The following is a 19,795-nucleotide window of genomic DNA, read 5'->3' on the forward strand; positions in this document are numbered from 1 at the left end:
CAAATTTCCAACACTTTCACCCATCTATTCCCGCACTTTGCACAAAATGCCGTTAGTCGCCGCCCCCCGCGATGGATTAAAGTAACGCCCCCAGCCCTGGCGTTATTCGAACGTCTTCGGTCACCTTTCCAGGAACAGTCATCGATGGAACATCGTGAAGCGCTGCTCGCGCTGCGAACCTTTCTTTCAACGCAGATTCTCGGCCAGGAAAAACTCATCGAGCGCTTGCTCATCGCCTTGCTTGCCGACGGCCACATGCTGGTCGAGGGCGCGCCGGGCCTGGCCAAGACCAAAGCGATCAAAGAACTCGCCGAAGGCATCGAAGCGCAGTTCCATCGCATTCAGTTCACTCCCGACCTGTTGCCTGCCGACATCACCGGCACGGAAATCTATCGCCCGGAAACCGGCAGTTTCGTGTTCCAGCAAGGCCCGATCTTCCACAACCTGGTGTTGGCGGACGAAATCAACCGGGCCCCGGCCAAGGTTCAGTCGGCGCTGCTCGAAGCCATGGGCGAGCGGCAGGTCAGTGTCGGGCGCAGTACCTACGAGCTGTCGCCGCTGTTCCTGGTGATGGCCACGCAAAACCCGATCGAGCAGGAAGGCACCTATCCGCTGCCTGAAGCCCAGCTCGATCGCTTCCTGATGCATGTGAAAATCGGTTTCCCGGACGCGGCGGTCGAACGGCGCATCCTGCAACAAGCCCGTGGCGAAGCCTTGAACGGCGAGACCAAGCCCGAGCGCCGGGTCAGCCAGCAGGCCATTTTCGCCGCACGCAAGGAAATCCTCGGTCTGTACATGGCCGACGCCGTGGAGGAATACCTGGTTCAACTGGTCATGGCCACACGCACCCCGGCCAAGTTCGACCCGGAGATGGCCGAGTGGATCGCCTACGGCGCCAGCCCGCGTGGCTCGATTGCCCTCGACCGTTGTGCCCGGGCCCACGCCTGGCTGGCCGGTCGCGACTTCGTCAGCCCGGAAGACATTCAAGCCGTGCTGTTCGACGTGTTGCGCCACCGCATCATTCTTTCCTTTGAAGCCGAAGCCGCTGGCATCGACCAGGACCGGGTGGTCCAGCGGATTCTCGACGTTGTAGCCGTCGCTTGACCCCGATGAACGCCATCCTGCCGCCCGAGCCGGGCATCCGCGTCAGCCTCGCCGAGCTGATCGAGATGCGCCATCGTGTGCGTGAAGTGCAGTTGTTTTCCACGCCGAGCCAGCGTAGCCCGCTGATCGGCCTGCACCACTCCAAGCTGCGTGGCCGTGGCGTGGACTTCGACCAGGTGCGGGTCTATCAGGCCGGCGACGACGTACGCAGCATCGACTGGCGCGTCACCGCCCGCACACAGGAGCCGCACACCAAGCTGTTCCATGAAGAACGCGAGCGACCGATTTTCATTATGGTCGAGCAAAGCCGACGGCTGTTTTTCGGTTCAGGGCTGATGTTCAAATCGGTGCTCGCCGCCCAGGCCGCGAGCCTGATTGGCTGGGCTGCGCTCGGCCATAATGATCGCGTCGGCGGGCTGGTGTTCGGCGATACCGAACACTACGAAATCAAGCCCCGGCGCAGCAAACAAAGCCTGCTGCAATTTCTCAACCGACTGGTGCGTGTCAATCAGTCGTTGCACACCGAAAGCGAACAGAACCGCGATGCCCTCAACCTGGCCCTGCGTCGTGCCCGGGAGGTGCTGCGCCCCGGCAGCCTGGTAATCGTGATCTGCGACGAGCGCGCGTTGACCGAGGGCTCCGAACAGCAACTAAGCTTGCTGTCCCGCCATTGCGACCTGTTGCTGCTGCCGCTGTCCGATCCACTGGACCACGCCCTGCCCGCTGCCGGCCTTTTGCGGTTTGTCGAACGCGGCGCGCAGCTGGAACTCGACACGCTGAATTTCGACTTGCGCCAGACCTACCGCGCCCAGGCTGAAGCGCGCATCGCCCATTGGGAATTGCTCGCGCAAAAGCTTCGCGTATTGTTGATGCCCCTGAGCACCCAGAGCGAGATGGTCGAACAACTGCGCGAGTACCTGAACCCGCAGAAGCCGGGGAAACATCGATGAGCAGCCTCGATCAACTGCAACCGCTGATTTCCCCTCCTCCACCAGGCTTCTGGCCACCCGCGCCGGGCTGGTGGTTGTTGCTGTTGTTGCTGCCGCTGATCGGTTTCGGCCTGTGGAAGGCGCGGCGCTTCCTGCCCAACAAGCGCCCCATCGTGCGTGCCGAACAACCGCTGGACCCGGTACGCCTCGCCGCACTGGCGGAACTGGCGTTGATGCCCAAACCGTACGACGGCGCACCGGCCGGCGCCTGGCTGCAGCAGCTCAACGGCCTGCTCAAACGCCTGTGCCGCAACCATTACCCCTACAGCCAGAGCCACACCCTCAACGGGCGCAAATGGCTGGCATTCCTCGACAACCGTTGCCCGGCCGCCGGCCTGACGCGCTGGATGGTGTTGGTCGAAGGCGCCTACAAACCCGAATGCAAACTCGACGACAAGGCCATCGCCGGCCTGACGCAAGCCGTCGACACGTGGATTCGCAAACATGTTTGAGTTCGCCTGGCCTTGGATCTTCGCCCTGCTGCCGCTGCCCTGGTTAATGCGCATCGTGCTGCCGGTGGCCGACAGCGGCGAACCGGCGCTCAAAGTCAGTTTCCTCAGCGACCTCGAAGGCCTGGCCCGGCGTCGCGCTCGGGCCAATCTGCCGGCCTGGCGCCAGCAAGCGCCGTTCATGCTGCTGTGGCTGTTTTTGCTGATCGCCGCGGCGCGCCCGCAGTGGCTCGGCGAACCGTTACCCATTGCCGCCAGTGGCCGTGACCTGCTGGTGGCGGTGGACGTTTCCGGCTCCATGGACTTCCCCGACATGCAGTGGCGAGACGATGAAGTCAGCCGCCTGACGCTGGTGCAACATTTGCTCGGTGATTTTCTGGAGAGTCGCGAAGGCGACCGTGTCGGCCTGATCCTCTTCGGCAGCCGGGCGTATCTGCAGGCACCCCTGACGTTTGACCGGCGCACTGTGCGGGTCTGGCTCGACGAAGCGCGCATCGGTATCGCCGGCAAGAACACCGCCATCGGCGACGCTATCGGCCTCGCGATCAAACGCCTGCGCATGCGTCCGGCGCAAAGCCGCGTGCTGATTCTGGTGACGGACGGCGCCAATAACGGCGGCGAAATCGACCCGCTGACGGCAGCGCGGCTGGCGGCCAATGAAGGCGTGAAAATCTACCCGATCGGCATCGGCGCCGATCCCGAGGACAGCGGCACCGCAGCATTCCTCGGGATCAACCCGAGCCTGGACCTCGACGAACCTGCGTTGAAGGCCATCGCCACCGCCACGGGCGGCCAGTATTTCCGCGCTCGCGACGGCAAGGAGTTGCAAGCGATCAAGGAAACTCTCGATCAACTGGAGCCGGTGACTCAACAACCGACCCAGGCCCGTCCGGCCCAGACGTTGTATCACTGGCCGCTGGCGATAGCGCTGCTGTTGAGCATGCTGCTGGTCATCCGCGAACGCTGGCCGGACAACCCGTTGCAGCGTCTGTTTACCAGGGATCTGTTCTTGCAGACACCATTGCCTGACTGGCGCCAACGGCTCAAGCGCCTGCGCCTGCGGAGGCGCCGATGAGCGAACTGTGGCCTTACTGGTTCCGCCCTTGGTGGCTGCTGCTGTTGCCGCTGCTTGGCTGGTTGCTCTGGCAGCTCTGGCATCGGCAGAAGCGCGCCGGTCGCTGGCAGATGATTCTGCCACCCGCCTTTCATTCCGCGCTGCTCAGTGGCGGCAACGGACGCGAGAGCAAACTGCCGTGGGTCGCGCTCGGCGTAGCGTGGCTGTTAACGATACTGGCGCTGCTCGGACCGAGCTGGGAGCGTGTCGAGCAAACCAGTCAGAAACCGGCCGACCCGCTGGTGGTTATTCTGGAGCTGACCCCGGAAATGCTCGCCACCGACGTGACGCCTAACCGGCTGGAACAGGCCCGGCGCAAGCTGTTCGACCTGCTGCAGAATCGCAGCGACGCGCAGACCGCCATTGTTGTCTACGCAGGCAGCGCGCACACGCTGGTGCCGCTGTCGGATGACCTCTCCACCAGTCGTAATCTGCTGGATGCGCTCAAACCGTCGCTGATGCCCCTGGCCGGCCATCGCGCCGACCTTGCGGTGAACAAGGCCCTTGCGCTGTTGACTCAGAGTGCCTTGGGTGACGGCAGGATCCTGCTGGTCGGCTCGTCCTTGACCGACCTGGAACGCGAAGGGATTCAGCAGGCGCTGGACGGCAAGTCGACAGAATTCCTGATGCTCGGCATCGGCACCGCCGAAGGTGCGCCAATCACGCAGGAAGACGGCAGTTTCCTCAAGGACGATCAGGGCGCAATTCTGGTCCCGCATCTGGACGAGCCGAGCCTGAAAGCGTTCGTCAACGGCCTCGACGGGCGTTATCGCCATGGGGGGCTGGACGACGCCGACCTGCGCGCCCTCGGCCTGCTCGACGGTCCACGCCATCTGCGCAACGACGGCCAGACCTTGCGCCTCGATACCTGGGCCGATCAGGGTTACTGGCTGTTGTTGCCATTGCTGCTGTTGGCAGCCTGCGCCGGTCGTCGCGGCTGGTTGTTCTGCCTGCCGTTGCTGTTCCTGTTTCCGCAACCGAGCTACGCCTTCGACTTTGAGGACTTGTGGCTGCGCCCGGATCAACAGGGGCTGCACCTGCTCAAGAAGAAGCGCCCCGCCGAAGCCGCGCAACACTTCGAAGATCGACAATGGCAGGGCGTCGCGCTCTATGAGTCCGGCGACTACAGCGGCGCCGCCCAGCGGTTCGCCGAAGGCAATGACGCCCACGCCCACTACAATCGTGGCAACGCGCTGGCAAAGAGCGGAGAGCTGGAAGCCGCGCTGGATGCTTACGAACAGGCGCTGGAACGTCAACCAGACCTGCGCCCGGCGCAGACCAACAAGGCCTTGGTGGAAAATCTGCTCAAACAGAAAAACACACCGGCCCCCGTCGAGCCGGACAAAACCGAAGGCGACGAGACCGGAACCCCGCAGGAACCGCCGCCCGGCGCCGCCACCCAACCGTCGAACAGTGGCGAACCGAAGTCCGACGCCCAGACGGCTACACCCGATGCGGAACAGTCGGATACGACAGCCCCGCGCCCCGGCACCAATGAAGTGCCCGGCAGTGAGTTGGGCGACGAACAAAGCACCACCCCGCCATTGCGCCCGGCCGGCGATGCCATCGATGGCGAACAGCGTCAGGCGCTGGAGCAATGGCTGCGCAAGATTCCGGATGATCCGGGTGAATTGCTCAGACGCAAATTCTGGTACGAACAGCAACAACATCAGGATCAGGAAAAAACTCGATGACCCGCTTCACCGCTTTCTTGCTTGCCATGTTTCTCTGGACGGTTCAGGCCCAGGCTGCGGGGCTGGTCGCCAGTGTCGATCGCAGTCGCCTGAACTCCGGCGAGACGGTCGAGCTGACCCTGGAATCCAACGACGTGACGCAGTTCGGCAAGCCCGACCTGACGGCGCTGGAGCCGCTGTTCGACGTTCGCGGCACCCGCCAGGTCAACCAGTTGACCACCATTAACGGCGACAACCGCGCCACCACCCGCTGGATCATCACCCTGCTGCCGCGCCAGAACGGCAGCGTGGTGATTCCCACGTTGCAACTGGGCGACGCGCAAAGCCAGCCGATTACCCTGCAAGTGGTAGAAAGCGAAACCCAGGACAGCAAGAACAAGCTGGCGCCGGTGTTCATCGACGCCAGCCTCGATCAGAGCAGCGTGTACGTGCAGGCCCAGGCGATCCTGACCTTGCGCATCTACCATTCCGTTTCGCTGTACGACGACAGCAGCCTGACCCCGTTGCAGATTCCCGATGCGCGCATCGAGCAACTGGGTGAGTCGCGGACATACGAAAAAGACATCAACGGCCTGCGCCATGGCGTGATTGAACTGCGCTACGCGATCTACCCGCAACACAGCGGCCAGTTGATCATTCCGGCGCAGATTTTCAGCGCCACGCTGGTCGACGCCCAGCCGGCCCAGGACGCCGAATCCCAGGTGCCGAAGTCTGGCAAACTGATGCGCGTCAGCTCGGCCCAACTGCCGCTGACCGTCAAGGCAAAACCAGCCACCTATCCGGCTGACGTGCCTTGGTTACCGGCCCGCAGCCTGAGCTTGAGCGAGAGCTGGAACCCTGAGCCGGATCACGCGCAGGTGGGCGATTCGCTGACTCGCAGCCTGACCTTGAGGGCGGAAGGCCTGGCCAGTTCTCAACTGCCCCCGTTGCCGGTGACCGATGTCAATGGCTTGCGCCGTTATCCGGATCAGCCGGTGCTGGTCAACCAGAACAGCGAGCGCGGCCTGATCGGCAGCCGTGAGGACCGTGAGGCGCTGGTGCCTGTTCGCGACGGTGACGTCGAGTTGCCGGCGGTGGAGGTCGTCTGGTGGAACACGTTCGAGGATCACCTGGAGCACACCAGCCTGCCGGCCCGGACCCTGCAAGTAGCGAACAATCCGGGATTGATGGTCGATAGCCCGGCGGGCATGCCGACGGTCATTTCCGCTGCCGACAACGAAGCACTCTGGTGGTGGAAACTCAGCACCGTGATGCTGGCCTGCACCACTCTGCTGGGCTTTGGCCTCTGGTGGCGCGCCCGCTGGCAACCGGCGATCCTGCGCGCAGCCCAGGCCGGCCCGAGCCCGCGCACCGTGCTCGACGACCTCAAGCGCGCCTGCCAGGCCAACGACCCCCACGCCACCCGTCAGGCCCTCGACGCCTGGGCCCGGCAACAACCGGAAACCCTGGCCGACATGGCGGCGCGATTTGTGCCGTTATCGGACGCGCTGGATGGTTTGAACGGGGCGCTGTACAGCGAAACTGGCCAGCATTGGCAGGGAGAAGAGTTGTGGCGCGCGATCAAGGCGATCCCGATTGCCGAGCGGGTTCATGATCCGGTCGGCGACAGTGGCCTGCCGCCGCTTTATCCCAAATAAACACTGCCCTGAGATGAAGAGAGCTTTTGTGGCGAGGGAGCTTGCTCCCGCTCGACTGCGCAGCAGTCGTAAATCAAGGCGACTCGGTGTATCAGAAAGATTGAAGGGGTCTGCTTCGCAGCCCAGCGGGAGCAAGCTCCCTCGCCACAGGTTTCGGCTTGATCAGATCCATCGAGCGATCAAATGTGTTTACCCGTAAACTCTCCCCCTTTTCGCCGCTGTCATTTTCCTCGCGGCTATTACCTCATTCCCTACGGAGCTCGCCTTGCGTCTGTTTCACACCTCCGACTGGCACCTTGGGCAGAACCTGCACGGCCAGGACCGTGATTTCGAGCACGGTTGTTTCCTCGAGTGGCTGTTGCGCCAGTTGAAGCTGGACCAGCCCGATGTGCTGCTGATCGCCGGCGACATCTTCGACACGGTCAATCCACCGGTCAAAGCCCAAGAGCGCCTCTACGACTTCATCGTCAGCGCCCATGAACAACAACCGAAGCTGACCATCGTGATGATCGCCGGCAACCACGATTCAGGTTCGCGCATCGAACTGCCCGCACCGCTGATGCGTCGTTTGCGTACCCACGCTCTGGGTCGTGTGTTGTGGCTGGATGACGGGCAGCTCGACGCCGAGCGTTTGCTGCTGCCACTGCCGGACGCCAAGGGCAAAACTGTCGCCTGGTGCCTGGCGCTGCCGTTCCTGCGGCCTGCCGAAGTGACCGGCGCGCATCTGGGCGACAATTATCTGCGCGGGATCGGCCAGGTTCATGAATGGCTGATCGAAGCCGCCAACGCCAAGCGCAAGAAGGGCCAGGCGCTGATTGCCATCAGTCATGCGCACATGGCCGGCGGCTCGGTGTCGGAAGACTCCGAGCGCAGCCTGATCATCGGCAATGCTGAAGCGCTGCCTGCCAGCCTGTTCGGCCCGAGCATCAGCTACGTCGCCCTCGGTCATTTGCACAAGCCGCAGAAGGTCAACGGTGAAGAGCGCATTCGCTACAGCGGCTCGCCAATTCCATTGTCGTTCTCCGAAATCGGCTATCAGCATCAGATTCTCGATATCCAGCTCGACGGCGAAACCCTGGTCAGCGTGGAGCCGAAACTGATTCCCCGCGCCGTGAACCTGCAACGCGTCGGCCCCGCGCCCTTGGCCGATATCCTCCTGCAACTTGCCGACCTGCCGAACATCGATCTGCTGGCGGATATTCAGCGTCAGCCATGGCTGGAAGTCCGGGTTCGCCTGGATGAGCCGCAACCTGATTTGCGCCACCAGGTGGAATCGGCCCTGCAAGGCAAAGCCGTGCGCCTGGTGCGCATCGCCGCTGAGTACGCGGGCAACGGCAGTCGCGATGGCGTCGATGACGGCGCCCCCCTGATCGAACTGGACCAACTCACCCCTCAGGAACTGTTCAGCCGCGCCTGGCTGGACAACTACGGCAGCGAGGTCGACGAGCAAACGCTGCAAGACTTTGCCGAGTTGTTGCAGGACGTGCAGATGGAGAGCGAACAGCCATGAAAATTCTCGCGATCCGCCTGAAAAACCTCGCCTCGTTGGCCGGGCCGTTTGAAATCGACTTCACCGCCGAACCGCTGGCCAGCGCCGGTTTGTTCGCGATCACCGGGCCCACCGGCGCCGGCAAAAGCACCTTGCTCGATGCCTTGTGCCTGGCGCTGTTCGGCGCCGTGCCACGACTGAGCAACGCTCAAGTGTCGGCCAAGGCGCCAGACGCCGACGGCGAGATCAGCACCGGCGACCCTCGCACACTGCTGCGTCGCGGCACCGGTGAAGGCTATGCCGAAGTGGATTTCGTCGGCATCGATGGCCGCCGCTACCGCGCTCGCTGGGAAGCCAATCGCGCCCGGGAAAAGGCCGGCGGCAAGCTGCAAGCCAGCCGTCAAAGTTTGCGCGACATCGACCTGGATCAGCTGCTGGCCAGTCAGAAAGTCGAGTTCAAGGCCCAGCTCGAATCCGTCCTCGGTTTGAACTTCGAGCAGTTCACCCGCGCCGTGTTGCTGGCCCAGAGTGAGTTCAGTGCGTTCCTCAAGGCCAATGACAACGAGCGCAGCGAACTGCTGGAAAAACTCACCGACACTGCGCTGTATACGCGCCTGGGTCGCCGCGCGTTCGACAAGACCAAAGAGGCCCGCGAAACCCACAAGCTGTTGCTGGATCAAGCCACCGGCGTCACACCGCTGGCGCCCGAAGCCCGTGCGGAGCTGGATGAACGCTTCAATGAGGCGCAGCAGCAACTCAAAAACCAACAGGCGCAACTCAAGCAATTAGAGCTGCAACACACGTGGCTGAAAGAGCTGCGCCAGTTGCAGGACGAACAGCTCAGCGCCACCGAACAACTGACCAGCGCCCAACAGGATTGGGAAAGCCTGGCCGGCGAACGCTTGAAGCTGACGCGCCTGGAACACCTGGCGCCCCAACGGCACCAGTTCGCCCGTCAGACCGAACTCAGTGCCCGCCTCACGCCGCTGGCTGAGCAGATTCAGCAGCACACCCGGCAAGAACAGGAGTTGCAGGCGCGTCAGACGCAACTCGAACACAGTCTGGGCGCCGCGCAAACCGCGCTGGTCGAGGCGCAAAGCCAACACACATCAAGTGTGCCACTGCTGCGTCAGGCCTTTGAGGCGCAAAGCACCCTCGCCCGCCTGATCAAGGACACCGGCCTCAGTGCCGACCTCAAGCAGCAGGCAGAACTGGCCTGCTCTGAAGGCCAACAGACAATCCAAGGTTTGCTCGATCAGCAGAATCGGGTCGCCGAGCGTCTGCAACGGATTGCTGCCGAGCTTGAGCAAAGCACCCATCTTGCGCCGCTCAGCGACGCCTGGAACGCCTACCGCGACCGTCTTCAGCAGTTGATGCTGATCGGCAATCGCCTGAACAAGGGGCAGGCCGAACTGGCGTCACTGGAACTCAACGCCAGCCGTGCCGCCGAAGAATGGGCCACGCAAAAACAAAACCTGGAAGTGCTCTACAAAGAGGCCGGCGCCGAGCCGGAAGCGGTGGCCGAACAGATCCAGTTGCTGGGCAATCTGTTGCAAGACAATCGCAAGCAACTGCGCAGCTTTGAGGAACTGACGCGTCTGTGGGCCAGCCAGCAGGAGCTGGACAAGCGCATCGCGGAACTGCAGCAACGCCAAACCATTGCCCAGCAGGAACGTGACCGCCTGACCCAGGACGGGGTGAAAACCAAAAACGAATTGACCGTCGCCGAACAGACCCTGACGGTGACTCGCGAACTGCTGGAACGCCAGCGCCTGGCCCGCAGCGCCAGCGTGGAAGAACTGCGCGAGCAGTTGCAGGATGATCAGCCGTGCCCGGTTTGCGGCAGCCTGGACCATCCTTATCATCAGCCCGAGGCGCTATTGCAAAGCCTCGGTCGCCATGATGAAAGCGAACAGGCCAACGCACAGAAAGCGGTGGATTTGCTCAAGGAAAAACTCACCGACCTGCGCACCGAAGTCGGCGGTGTGATTGCGCAACAAAAGGAGTTGCTGCAGCAGCAGGAACAGCTCGTCGCACAGCAGCAGAACCTGGCCCCCAGCCTCGATGCGCACCCGCTGTCGGCGCAGTTGTTCTCTCAGGACAGCGCAAAACGCGATGCCTGGCTGAACCAGCAAAACAGCCAGTTGAACCAAAGCATCACCCAGGACGAACAGCGGCAAACCGCCCTGCTCACCCTGCAACAGGACGCCGCGCGCCTTCAACAGCAACTGCGCAGCGCTGAAACCGCGAGCCTGCAGGCAGCCCAGCATCTGGCCAATCAGCAACGCGAACTAAGCAATGATCGCCAGCGTCTGGACGAAGAACTGACCGCGTTCAGCACCCTGCTCCCGGCCGACACACTGGACGCCTTGCGCAATGAGCCTGCCGCTACCTTCATGCAGCTCGACCGGCAGATCGCCCAGCGCCTGGAACAACTCGATCAGCAACGCGACGAACTCAGCGAACAGCAACAACGCCAGCAGACGCTGGAGAAGGAACAGGATCGTCAACTGACCCGCGTCCAGCAGCTGGAAGCGGCCCAGCAACAATTCTCTGCCCTCGCCGAGCAGCAACAGGCCTGCCAGCAACAACTGACGCAATTGCTCGGCTCCCACAGCAGCGCCGAACAGTGGCAGCAGCAGCTGGATCAGGCTGTCGAACAGGCGCGCCATGCCGAAACGGCTGCGAATCAGGAACTGCAATCCGTACGCACACGGCTGGTGCAACTGGCGGCGGAACTGAAAGCGCAGCAAGACCGCCTGATCGCCCTGGAAGCCGAAGACCGCGAACTGAACACGAAGATCGCCGACTGGCGCGCCTTGCATCCGGAACTGGATGACGGCGGCCTGGAGCAGTTGCTGAGCGTCGACGACCAACAGGTCAGCGAACTGCGCCAACGGTTGCAGCACAACGAAAAAGCCATCGAACAAGCCAAGGTGTTGTTACAGGAGCGCGATAAACGCCTGACCCTTCACCAGGCGCAGCACAACGGCAATCTCGATGCCGAGCAACTGGCTACCGCCCTGAACGAACTGCAAGGCCAGTTTGCCGCCAGCGAGCACCGTTGCGCCGAACTGCGCGCTGAACAGGCCGAGGATCAGCGCCGACAAAACGCCAATCAGGCGTTGACCCAACAGATCGCCGACGCCTACACCGAGTACCAGCGTTGGGCGCGCCTGAATGCGCTGATCGGTTCCGCCAGCGGCGACACCTTCCGCAAGATCGCCCAGGCCTACAACCTCGACCTGCTGGTGCATCACGCCAACGTCCAGCTACGGCAACTGGTGCGGCGCTATCGCTTGAAGCGCGGCGGCAGCATGCTCGGGTTGCTGGTGATGGACACCGAGATGGGCGACGAACTGCGTTCGGTGCATTCGTTGTCCGGCGGCGAAACCTTCCTCGTCTCCCTGGCACTGGCATTGGGCCTGGCGTCGATGGCGTCGAGCACGCTGAAAATCGAATCGCTGTTCATCGACGAAGGCTTCGGCAGCCTTGACCCGGAATCCCTGCAACTGGCCATGGATGCCCTCGACGGTTTGCAGGCGCAGGGCCGCAAGGTCGCGGTGATTTCCCACGTTCAGGAAATGCACGAACGGATTCCGGTACAGATTCAGGTCCACCGCCAGGGCAACGGTCTGAGTACGCTGGAGGTGAAATGAATACGCTGTACTCCTTCCGCCGCTGCCCGTACGCGATGCGGGCGCGGATGGCCCTGCGTTACTCGGGGGTTGCGGTGAACATCGTCGAGGTCAGCCTGAAGGCCAAGCCTGCCGAGATGCTGGCGCTGTCGAGCAAAGGCACGGTGCCGGTGCTGAGTGTGGACGGTAGAGTGATCGATGAAAGCCTGTCGATCATGCGCTGGGCGCTGGCGCAGCACGATCCTCAGGATTGGTTGCTCACCGGGGATCCTGCGGCGCAAGCGCAGATCGCTGCGCTGATCGAAGAGAACGATCAGGCGTTCAAGGTGCATCTGAATCGCTACAAGTACGCCGAGCGTTACCCCGAGCAGCCGATGGAATTTTATCGCGCCGAGGGCGAGGTGTTCTTGCGCAAGCTGGATGAGTTGCTGGAGGGGCGCGACTATTTGTTGGCGAACCATCCGAGCCTGGCGGATGTTGCGCTGATGCCGTTCATTCGGCAATTCGCCCATGTGGATCGCGAGTGGTTCGGGCAGACGCCCTATCGGCGTTTGCAGGCGTGGTTGCAACGGTTTTTGGAGTCAGACCTGTTCTGCGCAATTATGGCCAAGTAGCAACCCCCTGTGGCGAGGGAGCTTGCTCCCGCTGGGCTGCGAAGCGGCCCTTCTTTTCGTCAGCCACATCGAGCTTCTGGATTTACGACTGCTTTGCAGCCGAGCGGGAGCAAGCTCCCTCGCCACAATCGACCGCGTCGGTTCGCGATTCAAGCAAACACCTCACACATCTGCAGCACCGAGCAATCAATCTGGAACGGCCCGAAGAAATCGCCTGGGCGTTTCATCGGCGGATTACCGGCCAGCAGGCCCAGAGCCTTGGCGGTCTGGATGTTGTGAGCCATGTTGTGATTGGCTTCGATCGACCGCGCGACAGAGCCTGCGGAGGCTTGCCCGATTCCCAACAGGGATGAGCCATTGGTCATGAACGCCAGCAAGGCGATGATCCAGAGTCTGACCCCTTTCATGCCCCTGCCACTCCCGCCACGTCTGCGTGATCGACCACGGCGTTTTGCACACGGTGTTCGAACTGGATGGCGGGATAAGCGACCTGAATCGGTGCTTCGAATTCGTGCTGCGATTGCGCGGTAATGCTGACGACCGACACCAGCGCCACGTAAAGACCGATGGCCAGGTAGGCGCCGTATTTGGCTGAAGTGAGGATTGTGCTGGCCATGATGTTCTCCGTGGGCATGTTTCAGTGCCCACAGAATCGATCAAAAAAGCCGTGACAACCACTCAAGGTTATCCATAGTAAGCATCAGCTTCGTTGATCATTAAGCCAGTCTATTTCAGCCTTCAATAAAACTAATCATGCGCTCACGCGCTGCGTCGGGCTCGCCTGGGATGGGCGTTGCTGCCGATAAAATGGGGGTCGAATAGAGGAACAGAAGTGCCACGGCCAGACGCATCGCCATGCTGTCGATCCTTTTTATTAGAGAAGGAGTCAATAAGTCAGCGTCAAATTTAAACTCATGGCTATGTGATATCAAGCAATGCATTGATAGCAATATGATGCTGTCGTAAACGCGTTATGCAGGAGCGACATCACTCAGGCGTTCTCGAAGCTTTTCAGCTTGATCGGCGCAAGTGACTTCGCTCCTGCATAAAGGGTGCAGGGCCAGGCTTTCAGGCTTGGGTTTTGTGATCCAGCGCGGCGTAGAAGTTGGCGCTCTGTTGCAGGTATTTCTGGGTGTAGCTTTGGGTGTGGGATTTTTTGTCGCTGATTTCAACGTTGGCGCTGGCAGGCAGAGCAACGGTGGCAGAAATAGCGGAAGCGGCGATTACAGAGAAAAGATTGAAGTTCATGGCGGTATTCCTCGAAGTCAGTTGGCTTGCTTGCCCGGTGGGGCCGTGAAGCAAACTTAACCGTCGAGGCTGGCGCCTTGAAATCTTTTGTAGCATTAGCAGATATCAGCGTCATTAATAGAAGGAGGCAGGCCCCATCAACCGGGGCCTGCGGCCTATTGACGCACCACGAACTTGAGGTCGCTCGGGGCATCCATCGGCAGTTTCTGCACGGTTTTACCCAGCAGACCGCTCTTGGCATCGCGTTCGACCACGACAATCTGGTTGCTCTTCTGATTACCGATCAGCACGAAGCCGCCACTGGGGTCGAGGCTGAACTCGCGCGGGTGATCACCTTCCACCGAACGGCGTTGCAGCTCCTTGAGGTGGCCGGTGGCTGGGTCGATGGCAAACACCAGCAGCTGATTGGCCGTTCCGCGATTGCTGACATAGAGGAACTTGCCATCCCTTGAGGCATGCAACGCAGCGGCCGCCTTGTCCGACGTCGGTTGCCCGGCCGCCAAATCGACCATCTGCGTTTGCTCGAGCGTGCCGTTCCGGTAATCGAACACAGCGACCTGCGCACTCATTTCCATGGTCAGCCAGGCGTGCTTGCCGTCCGCGCTGAACAGCAAGTGCCGCGGCCCGCTGCCGGGCGGCAATTGGACCGACGCCGGTGTCGCCGGGGTCAACGGCAAGTCCGGGTTGCCCTTCGGATCGAAACGATAGACGAAGATCTTGTCCGCCCCCAAATCATTGGAGAACACAAACTTGCCATCTGGCGAGGACACCGTCGAATGCACATGTGCCGACATCTGCCGTTCGGGGTTGACCCGGCTGGACGGGTGACTGCTCATCTGAACGACGGTTTTGAGCTTGCCATCGGCGCCCACCGGCAACACCGCCAACGTGCCGCCCGGATCTTCAGCCACGGAGTAATTGCTGACGAACAAATGGCTGGCATCGCCGCTGAGGCTCGAATGGGTCGGCTCGTTGCCCAGGCTCTGCACCTGATTGATCAGGCTCAGTTCATGGGTCTTCGAATCGATCGCATAACTGCTGACGCGCCCGACCGGGTCTTTCTGACCAGGGCCGTTTTCGTTGACCGCGAACAGATAGCGCTGATCGTTGGACAGGGTCAGCCAGGACGGGTTTTCACTCTTGACCACCTGCAGGGGCCTGGCGTCGATCTGCCCGGTGGCGCTGTCGAAATTCAGGCGGTAAATGCCCTGGCTCTGGCCGGCGGTGTACGACCCCACCAACAACTGATATTGATCGGCCGCTGCCGTCTGAACGCCCATGGCGCCGACGCTGCCAGCCATCAACAGTGGCCAGAGATTACGCATCCTCATTCACTTCATCCTCGTCATCATCACCGCGGAAAGCGGTCATGCACACCAGTCGATGCTCTCCGGAATTGCCGGTGATGACCCAGCTCTGCAAGGCAGGATCAAAGATCGCAGCCTGGATCTGCGCCGGGGTGAACTCCCAACGTTTTGCGGCACGGCCGTCCATGCATTCGATGTGCAGGTTGTCGTCTTCATCGAGGGAGAATTCAAAGGCATGCAGCCCGTCGATTTCCACCATGTCGCAGTGTTCGAGGGTGCTGAGCAAGGTGTCGGTTGAGGCAGTCATGGCAGTCAATCTTTGAAGGGGAAAGACGCAATGATAGCTTAATGTGGGGGTAGCCTGAGTCGGGCGCAGAATGCATGTACACCCCGAACAACTGTGGGAGCGAGCCTGCTCGCTCCCACAGGGATGGGTGTTTAGCCGTTAGAGGGCCTCACGCGAAGGCTGGCCATCCACCAACCGCTGAATGCGCAGCGGATTGCCATTCTTCAAAGCCTCCGGCAGCAAGCTGTCCGGGTAATTCTGGAAGCACACCGGCCGCAGGAAACGGTCAATCGCCAGCGTGCCCACCGACGTGCCACGCGCATCGGACGTCGCCGGGTACGGGCCGCCATGGACCATCGAATCACACACCTCGACGCCAGTCGGATAGCCGTTGAGCAAGATCCGCCCAACCTTCTGTTCCAGCAACGCTGTCAGTTCACCGAACTGTTCGAAGTCGGTTGATTCGCCAATGATCGTCGCCGTCAGTTGCCCGTGCAGCCCGTTCAACGCGGCGCTGAGTTGCGCCTGATCCGCCACTTCGACAAACACCGTGGTCGGGCCGAAGACTTCCTCTTGCAGCACCTCGTCGCCATTGATCAGCAGGCTGACATCAGCCTTGAACAGTTGCGGCCGGGCCTGGTTGCCCTGTTGCGCCTGGCCGGCCAGATGCTCGATGCCCGGATGCGCGAGGAGTTTTTGCAGGCCTTTGCCATAGCTGCTCAACGTCCCGGCATTGAGCATGGTTTGCGCCGGCTGATCGTTGATCAACCCCGCCACCTGCTGCACGAATGCACTGAACTGCGGCGAGCGAATGCCAATCACCAGGCCAGGGTTGGTGCAGAACTGGCCACAGCCTTGAACCACCGAAGCCGTCAGGTCACGGGCGACGGTTTCAGCCCGGGCTTCCAGCGCCTGCGGCAACACGATCACCGGGTTGATGCTCGACATCTCGGCGAACACCGGGATCGGCTGCGCACGGGCTGCAGCCATGTCGCACAAGGCTCGACCACCCTTGAGCGAACCGGTAAAACCGACGGCCTGGATCGCCGGATGCTTGACCAGCGCTTCACCGACCCCGCCGCCGTAAATCATGTTGAATACACCGGCCGGCATGCCGGTTTTTTCGGCGGCGCGGATGATCGCATCCGCAACCTGCTCGGCCGTCGCCATGTGACCACTGTGGGCCTTGAACACCACCGGGCAACCGGCGGCCAGGGCTGAAGCGGTGTCGCCACCGGCAGTGGAAAAGGCCAGGGGGAAATTGCTCGCGCCAAACACGGCAACCGGGCCGAGGCCGATGCGGTACTGACGCAGGTCGGGGCGTGGCAACGGCTTGCGATCCGGCAATGCCCGATCGATCCGCGCACCATAGAAATCACCGCGACGCAGGACCTTGGCGAACAGGCGCATCTGACCACTGGTGCGACCGCGTTCGCCTTGAATGCGCGCTGCGGGCAACGCGGTTTCGCGGCAAACCACGGCGACAAATTCATCGCCCAAGGCGTCGAGTTCGTCGGCAATGGCATCGAGAAACTGCGCACGGCGTTCGGCACTCAAGCTGCGAAACGCCGGGTAAGCGGCAGCGGCAGACGTGGCGGCGGCATCCACTTCTTCCGGCGTGGCCTGGAGGAAATCGTAAGGCAACGCTTCGCCAGTACTGGCGTCGATGCTCTGGAGTTTGACGGCGCCGGCGGCACAGCGCTGGCCGCCGATGTAGTTGTGACCAAGAATCCGGGTCATGCATGTCTCCTTAAAGAGTGCCGATGGTGCCGGGCTCGAACGCCGCTGCAACCGGTGCAATACCGTTGATCAACGGTGCGCCGAACTCGGCCTGACTGATTTCGAACACGTCACCCGGTCGGGTGCGGATACCGTCGGCAAAGGACAGGGTCGCGGTGCCGAAGAAGTGAATGTGCACGTCCCCCGGACGCAGGAACTGGCTGTATTTGAAATGGTGGTACTCGAGGTTTTCCAGGCTGTGGCACATGTTGGCCTCGCCGCTGAGAAACTCGTTCTGCCACAGCACTTCGCCGTTACGCAAAATGCGGCTGGTGCCCGCCAGATGTTCCGGCAGTTCACCGACCCGCAATTCCGGGCCATAACTGCAACTGCGCAATTTCGAGTGGGCCAGGTACAGGTAATTCTTGCGTTCCATGACGTGGTCGGAGAACTCGTTGCCCACTGCGAACCCGAGGCGATACGGCTTGCCATCGTGGCCGATGACGTAGAGGCCGCTGAGCTCGGGCTCTTCGCCGGCGTCTTCAGCGAAGGGTGGCAGCGGGAACGGATGGCCGGGGCGCACGACGATGCTGCCGTCGCCTTTATAGAACCACTCTGGTTGTACGCCGGCCTGCCCCGTTGCCGGTTTGCCACCCTCCACGCCCCATTTGAAAATGCGCATGGTGTCGGTCATCGCCGCTTCGTCGCCGGCCTGCTGATGCATCTTGTCCCGCGCCGAGGCGCTGCCCAAATGGGTCAGGCCGGTGCCGCTGACAAGCATGTGCGCAGGGTCCGGATGGTCCAGCGGTGGCAGGATGCGCAGTTCGGCCAGCAGTTGTGCATAGTCATGGCTGATGCCCAGGCCCTGGGTTCGTACCTGCTGCTCAAGATTGACGCCGGCCTCGATCGCCGCCAGTGCCACATCGCGCACCGTGCGCGCGTCTTGTACTTCACGGACCCGATCGTCCTCGACCACACCGACGCGGCGCTCGCCGTTAATCAATTCGAATTGAACCAGACGCATGAGACTTCTCCTATTGTTCAGAACACCACGGCCCTATGGCAGCGGCGGTGATTGTTTCTTTCTTGTCAGGTGCGGGTGGCACCACGTGCGCTGGCAGCAAACTGGTCGGCCGGCAGCACATGCTTACGCTCCAGCAACCGATAAACCACGCCGGTCAACACCAACCCGAACACCATCACCCCCGAAAGGAAGTACAACCCCGACGCCAGGTTCCCGGTGTATTCCTTCAGCGCACCAATCACGAACGGGCCGATGTAGCCGCCGAGGTTGCCCACCGAGTTGATCAACGCAATCCCCGCCGCCGCGCTGGCGCCGGCAAAGAACCGGCCGGGCAAGGTCCAGAACACCGCCGTGCAGGAGAACAGAGCGAACGCCACCAGGCACAACGCCGCCAGTTGCAGCACCGGCACCGTCAGCCAGGCGCTGAGGAACAGGCCGATGGCACCCAGCACATAGAGCACCGCTAGGTGGCCGTAGCGATCATTCAAGCGATCGGAACTGCGCGGAATGATCAGCAAGCCGATGATCCCGAAAATGTACGGCACCGATGACACGAAACCGGTGACCAGGTCGGTGCCGCCGAACTGTTTGATCAGCGTCGGCAGCCACAGGCCGAGCCCATAAATGCTCAGGGTCACCGGCAGATAAAACAACGCCAGCAGCAACACGCGTTTGTCCTTGAGCGCATGCAACGGATTGCCATGTCGGGTCTGGCCGTATTCTTCCAGGTCTTTTTTCAGCTCGCCGGCCAGCCAGTCTTTCTCGGGCTGATCCATCCACTTCACCTGTTGCGGACCATCCGGCAGCCAACGCAGCACCGGCCAGGTCAGCAGGATCGCCGGGGTGCCGATGACGATGAACAGCCACTGCCAGCCATGCAGGCCAAGAATGCCGTCCATACCCAGCAGGCCGCCGGACACCGGGCCGGTGATCAGCATGGCGATCGGTTGGGACAGGATGAACAAGCCGAGGATCTTGCCTCTATGGCGAACCGGGAACCATTGGGTGATGTAGTACAGAACGCCCGGGAAGAACCCGGCTTCGGCGGCGCCCAGCAGAAAGCGCATCACATAAAAGCTGTGCGGTCCCTGGACGAACGCCATGCCGATGGTGATGGCACCCCAGGTGACCATGATCCGCGCAAACCAGCGCCGTGCGCCAAAGCGCTCGAGCATCAGGTTGCTGGGGATTTCCAGCAGGAAGTAACCAATGAAAAACAACCCGGCACCGAGGCCGTAAGCCGCGTCGCCGATACCGATGTCGGCGCCCATGTGCAGCTTGGCGAAGCCTACGGCGGAGCGATCCACATAGGCGATCAGGTACAGCAGGATCAGGAAGGGAATCAGTTTCAGCGTGATGCGACGTATAAGCCGCAGTTCCTGGCTCATGAGATCGGTCTCCGATTGTTGTTGTTATAGAACCTCGGGGGACACCTCTCGCGGAAAACCGCCAGGGCCATCCCTCCGTTGAGCCCGACTATATA

General features: G+C 61.7%; 18 protein-coding genes. 9 read left to right on the top strand and 9 right to left on the bottom strand.

Going from position 1 to position 19,795, the window contains the following annotated elements; translation table 11 throughout:
• The first annotated feature begins 144 nt into the window (after positions 1 to 144).
• The 9 genes from ACM6I5_RS29340 (at position 145) to ACM6I5_RS29380 (ending at position 12,728) form a co-directional block, all read left to right on the top strand.
• Positions 145 to 1,104: an AAA family ATPase gene (locus ACM6I5_RS29340; RefSeq protein WP_008150800.1), complete on the top strand. Its 960-nt coding sequence runs from the start codon at positions 145 to 147 to the stop codon at positions 1,102 to 1,104.
• Between the two features lie 5 nt (positions 1,105 to 1,109).
• Complete coding sequence (locus ACM6I5_RS29345; RefSeq protein WP_017338462.1) at positions 1,110 to 2,054, top strand: DUF58 domain-containing protein; 945 nt, start codon at positions 1,110 to 1,112, stop codon at positions 2,052 to 2,054.
• On the top strand, positions 2,051 to 2,545 hold the full coding sequence (locus tag ACM6I5_RS29350) for a DUF4381 domain-containing protein (protein WP_017338461.1): 495 nt from the start codon (positions 2,051 to 2,053) through the stop codon (positions 2,543 to 2,545). The genes ACM6I5_RS29345 and ACM6I5_RS29350 overlap by 4 nt, the downstream gene beginning before the upstream one ends.
• Positions 2,538 to 3,617 (top strand): vWA domain-containing protein, encoded by a 1,080-nt coding sequence (locus tag ACM6I5_RS29355; protein ID WP_414885197.1) that lies wholly within the window; start codon positions 2,538 to 2,540, stop codon positions 3,615 to 3,617. Before ACM6I5_RS29350 ends, ACM6I5_RS29355 begins: the two co-directional genes overlap by 8 nt.
• Entirely contained in the window at positions 3,614 to 5,350 is a 1,737-nt protein-coding gene (locus tag ACM6I5_RS29360; protein WP_414878252.1) for a tetratricopeptide repeat protein, read from the top strand. Before ACM6I5_RS29355 ends, ACM6I5_RS29360 begins: the two co-directional genes overlap by 4 nt.
• Positions 5,347 to 6,987, top strand: coding sequence for a BatD family protein (locus ACM6I5_RS29365; protein ID WP_017338458.1), 1,641 nt, complete (start codon positions 5,347 to 5,349; stop codon positions 6,985 to 6,987). Before ACM6I5_RS29360 ends, ACM6I5_RS29365 begins: the two co-directional genes overlap by 4 nt.
• Before the next feature lie 265 nt (positions 6,988 to 7,252).
• Positions 7,253 to 8,497, top strand: coding sequence for an exonuclease SbcCD subunit D C-terminal domain-containing protein (locus tag ACM6I5_RS29370; RefSeq protein ID WP_017338457.1), 1,245 nt, complete (start codon positions 7,253 to 7,255; stop codon positions 8,495 to 8,497).
• The gene (locus tag ACM6I5_RS29375) at positions 8,494 to 12,135 is read left to right on the top strand and encodes an AAA family ATPase (RefSeq protein WP_017338456.1); all 3,642 of its coding nucleotides are present in this window, start codon (positions 8,494 to 8,496) and stop codon (positions 12,133 to 12,135) included. Before ACM6I5_RS29370 ends, ACM6I5_RS29375 begins: the two co-directional genes overlap by 4 nt.
• Entirely contained in the window at positions 12,132 to 12,728 is a 597-nt protein-coding gene (locus tag ACM6I5_RS29380; protein WP_414885198.1) for a glutathione S-transferase, read from the top strand. The genes ACM6I5_RS29375 and ACM6I5_RS29380 overlap by 4 nt, the downstream gene beginning before the upstream one ends.
• A 149-nt stretch (positions 12,729 to 12,877) precedes the next feature.
• Here ACM6I5_RS29380 and ACM6I5_RS29385 read toward each other — a convergent pair whose 3' ends face one another.
• The 9 genes from ACM6I5_RS29385 to ACM6I5_RS29425 all read right to left on the bottom strand — a co-directional run bounded on the left by ACM6I5_RS29385 (position 12,878) and on the right by ACM6I5_RS29425 (position 19,700).
• The gene (locus ACM6I5_RS29385) at positions 12,878 to 13,135 is read right to left on the bottom strand and encodes a hypothetical protein (RefSeq protein WP_017338454.1); all 258 of its coding nucleotides are present in this window, start codon (positions 13,133 to 13,135) and stop codon (positions 12,878 to 12,880) included.
• The gene (locus ACM6I5_RS29390; protein WP_017338453.1) at positions 13,132 to 13,344 is read right to left on the bottom strand and encodes a hypothetical protein; all 213 of its coding nucleotides are present in this window, start codon (positions 13,342 to 13,344) and stop codon (positions 13,132 to 13,134) included. The genes ACM6I5_RS29385 and ACM6I5_RS29390 overlap by 4 nt, the downstream gene beginning before the upstream one ends.
• Before the next feature lie 115 nt (positions 13,345 to 13,459).
• Positions 13,460 to 13,585, bottom strand: a complete 126-nt coding sequence (locus tag ACM6I5_RS29395; RefSeq protein WP_017338452.1) for a hypothetical protein — start codon at positions 13,583 to 13,585, stop codon at positions 13,460 to 13,462.
• Positions 13,586 to 13,796: 211 nt separating this feature from the next.
• Positions 13,797 to 13,976: a hypothetical protein gene (locus tag ACM6I5_RS29400; protein ID WP_031318838.1), complete on the bottom strand. Its 180-nt coding sequence runs from the start codon at positions 13,974 to 13,976 to the stop codon at positions 13,797 to 13,799.
• Positions 13,977 to 14,131: 155 nt separating this feature from the next.
• The gene (locus ACM6I5_RS29405; RefSeq protein ID WP_017338450.1) at positions 14,132 to 15,301 is read right to left on the bottom strand and encodes a lactonase family protein; all 1,170 of its coding nucleotides are present in this window, start codon (positions 15,299 to 15,301) and stop codon (positions 14,132 to 14,134) included.
• On the bottom strand, positions 15,294 to 15,590 hold the full coding sequence (locus tag ACM6I5_RS29410; RefSeq protein ID WP_031318834.1) for a DUF5629 family protein: 297 nt from the start codon (positions 15,588 to 15,590) through the stop codon (positions 15,294 to 15,296). The genes ACM6I5_RS29405 and ACM6I5_RS29410 overlap by 8 nt, the downstream gene beginning before the upstream one ends.
• A gap of 138 nt (positions 15,591 to 15,728) precedes the next feature.
• Complete coding sequence (locus tag ACM6I5_RS29415) at positions 15,729 to 17,309, bottom strand: aldehyde dehydrogenase (NADP(+)) (RefSeq protein ID WP_414885199.1); 1,581 nt, start codon at positions 17,307 to 17,309, stop codon at positions 15,729 to 15,731.
• A 10-nt stretch (positions 17,310 to 17,319) separates the two neighbouring features.
• Positions 17,320 to 18,312 carry an AraD1 family protein gene (gene araD1 / locus ACM6I5_RS29420; RefSeq protein ID WP_414885201.1) on the bottom strand — a complete coding sequence of 331 codons (993 nt, stop codon included), beginning with the start codon at positions 18,310 to 18,312 and terminating at the stop codon, positions 17,320 to 17,322.
• Between the two features lie 65 nt (positions 18,313 to 18,377).
• Positions 18,378 to 19,700 carry an MFS transporter gene (locus ACM6I5_RS29425; RefSeq protein ID WP_017338446.1) on the bottom strand — a complete coding sequence of 441 codons (1,323 nt, stop codon included), beginning with the start codon at positions 19,698 to 19,700 and terminating at the stop codon, positions 18,378 to 18,380.
• Between the last annotated feature and the right edge of the window lie 95 nt (positions 19,701 to 19,795).

This window comes from Pseudomonas sp. IT-P171 (assembly GCF_949767765.1).
In the GTDB taxonomy this organism is placed as follows: Bacteria; Pseudomonadota; Gammaproteobacteria; order Pseudomonadales; family Pseudomonadaceae; genus Aquipseudomonas; species Aquipseudomonas fluorescens_B.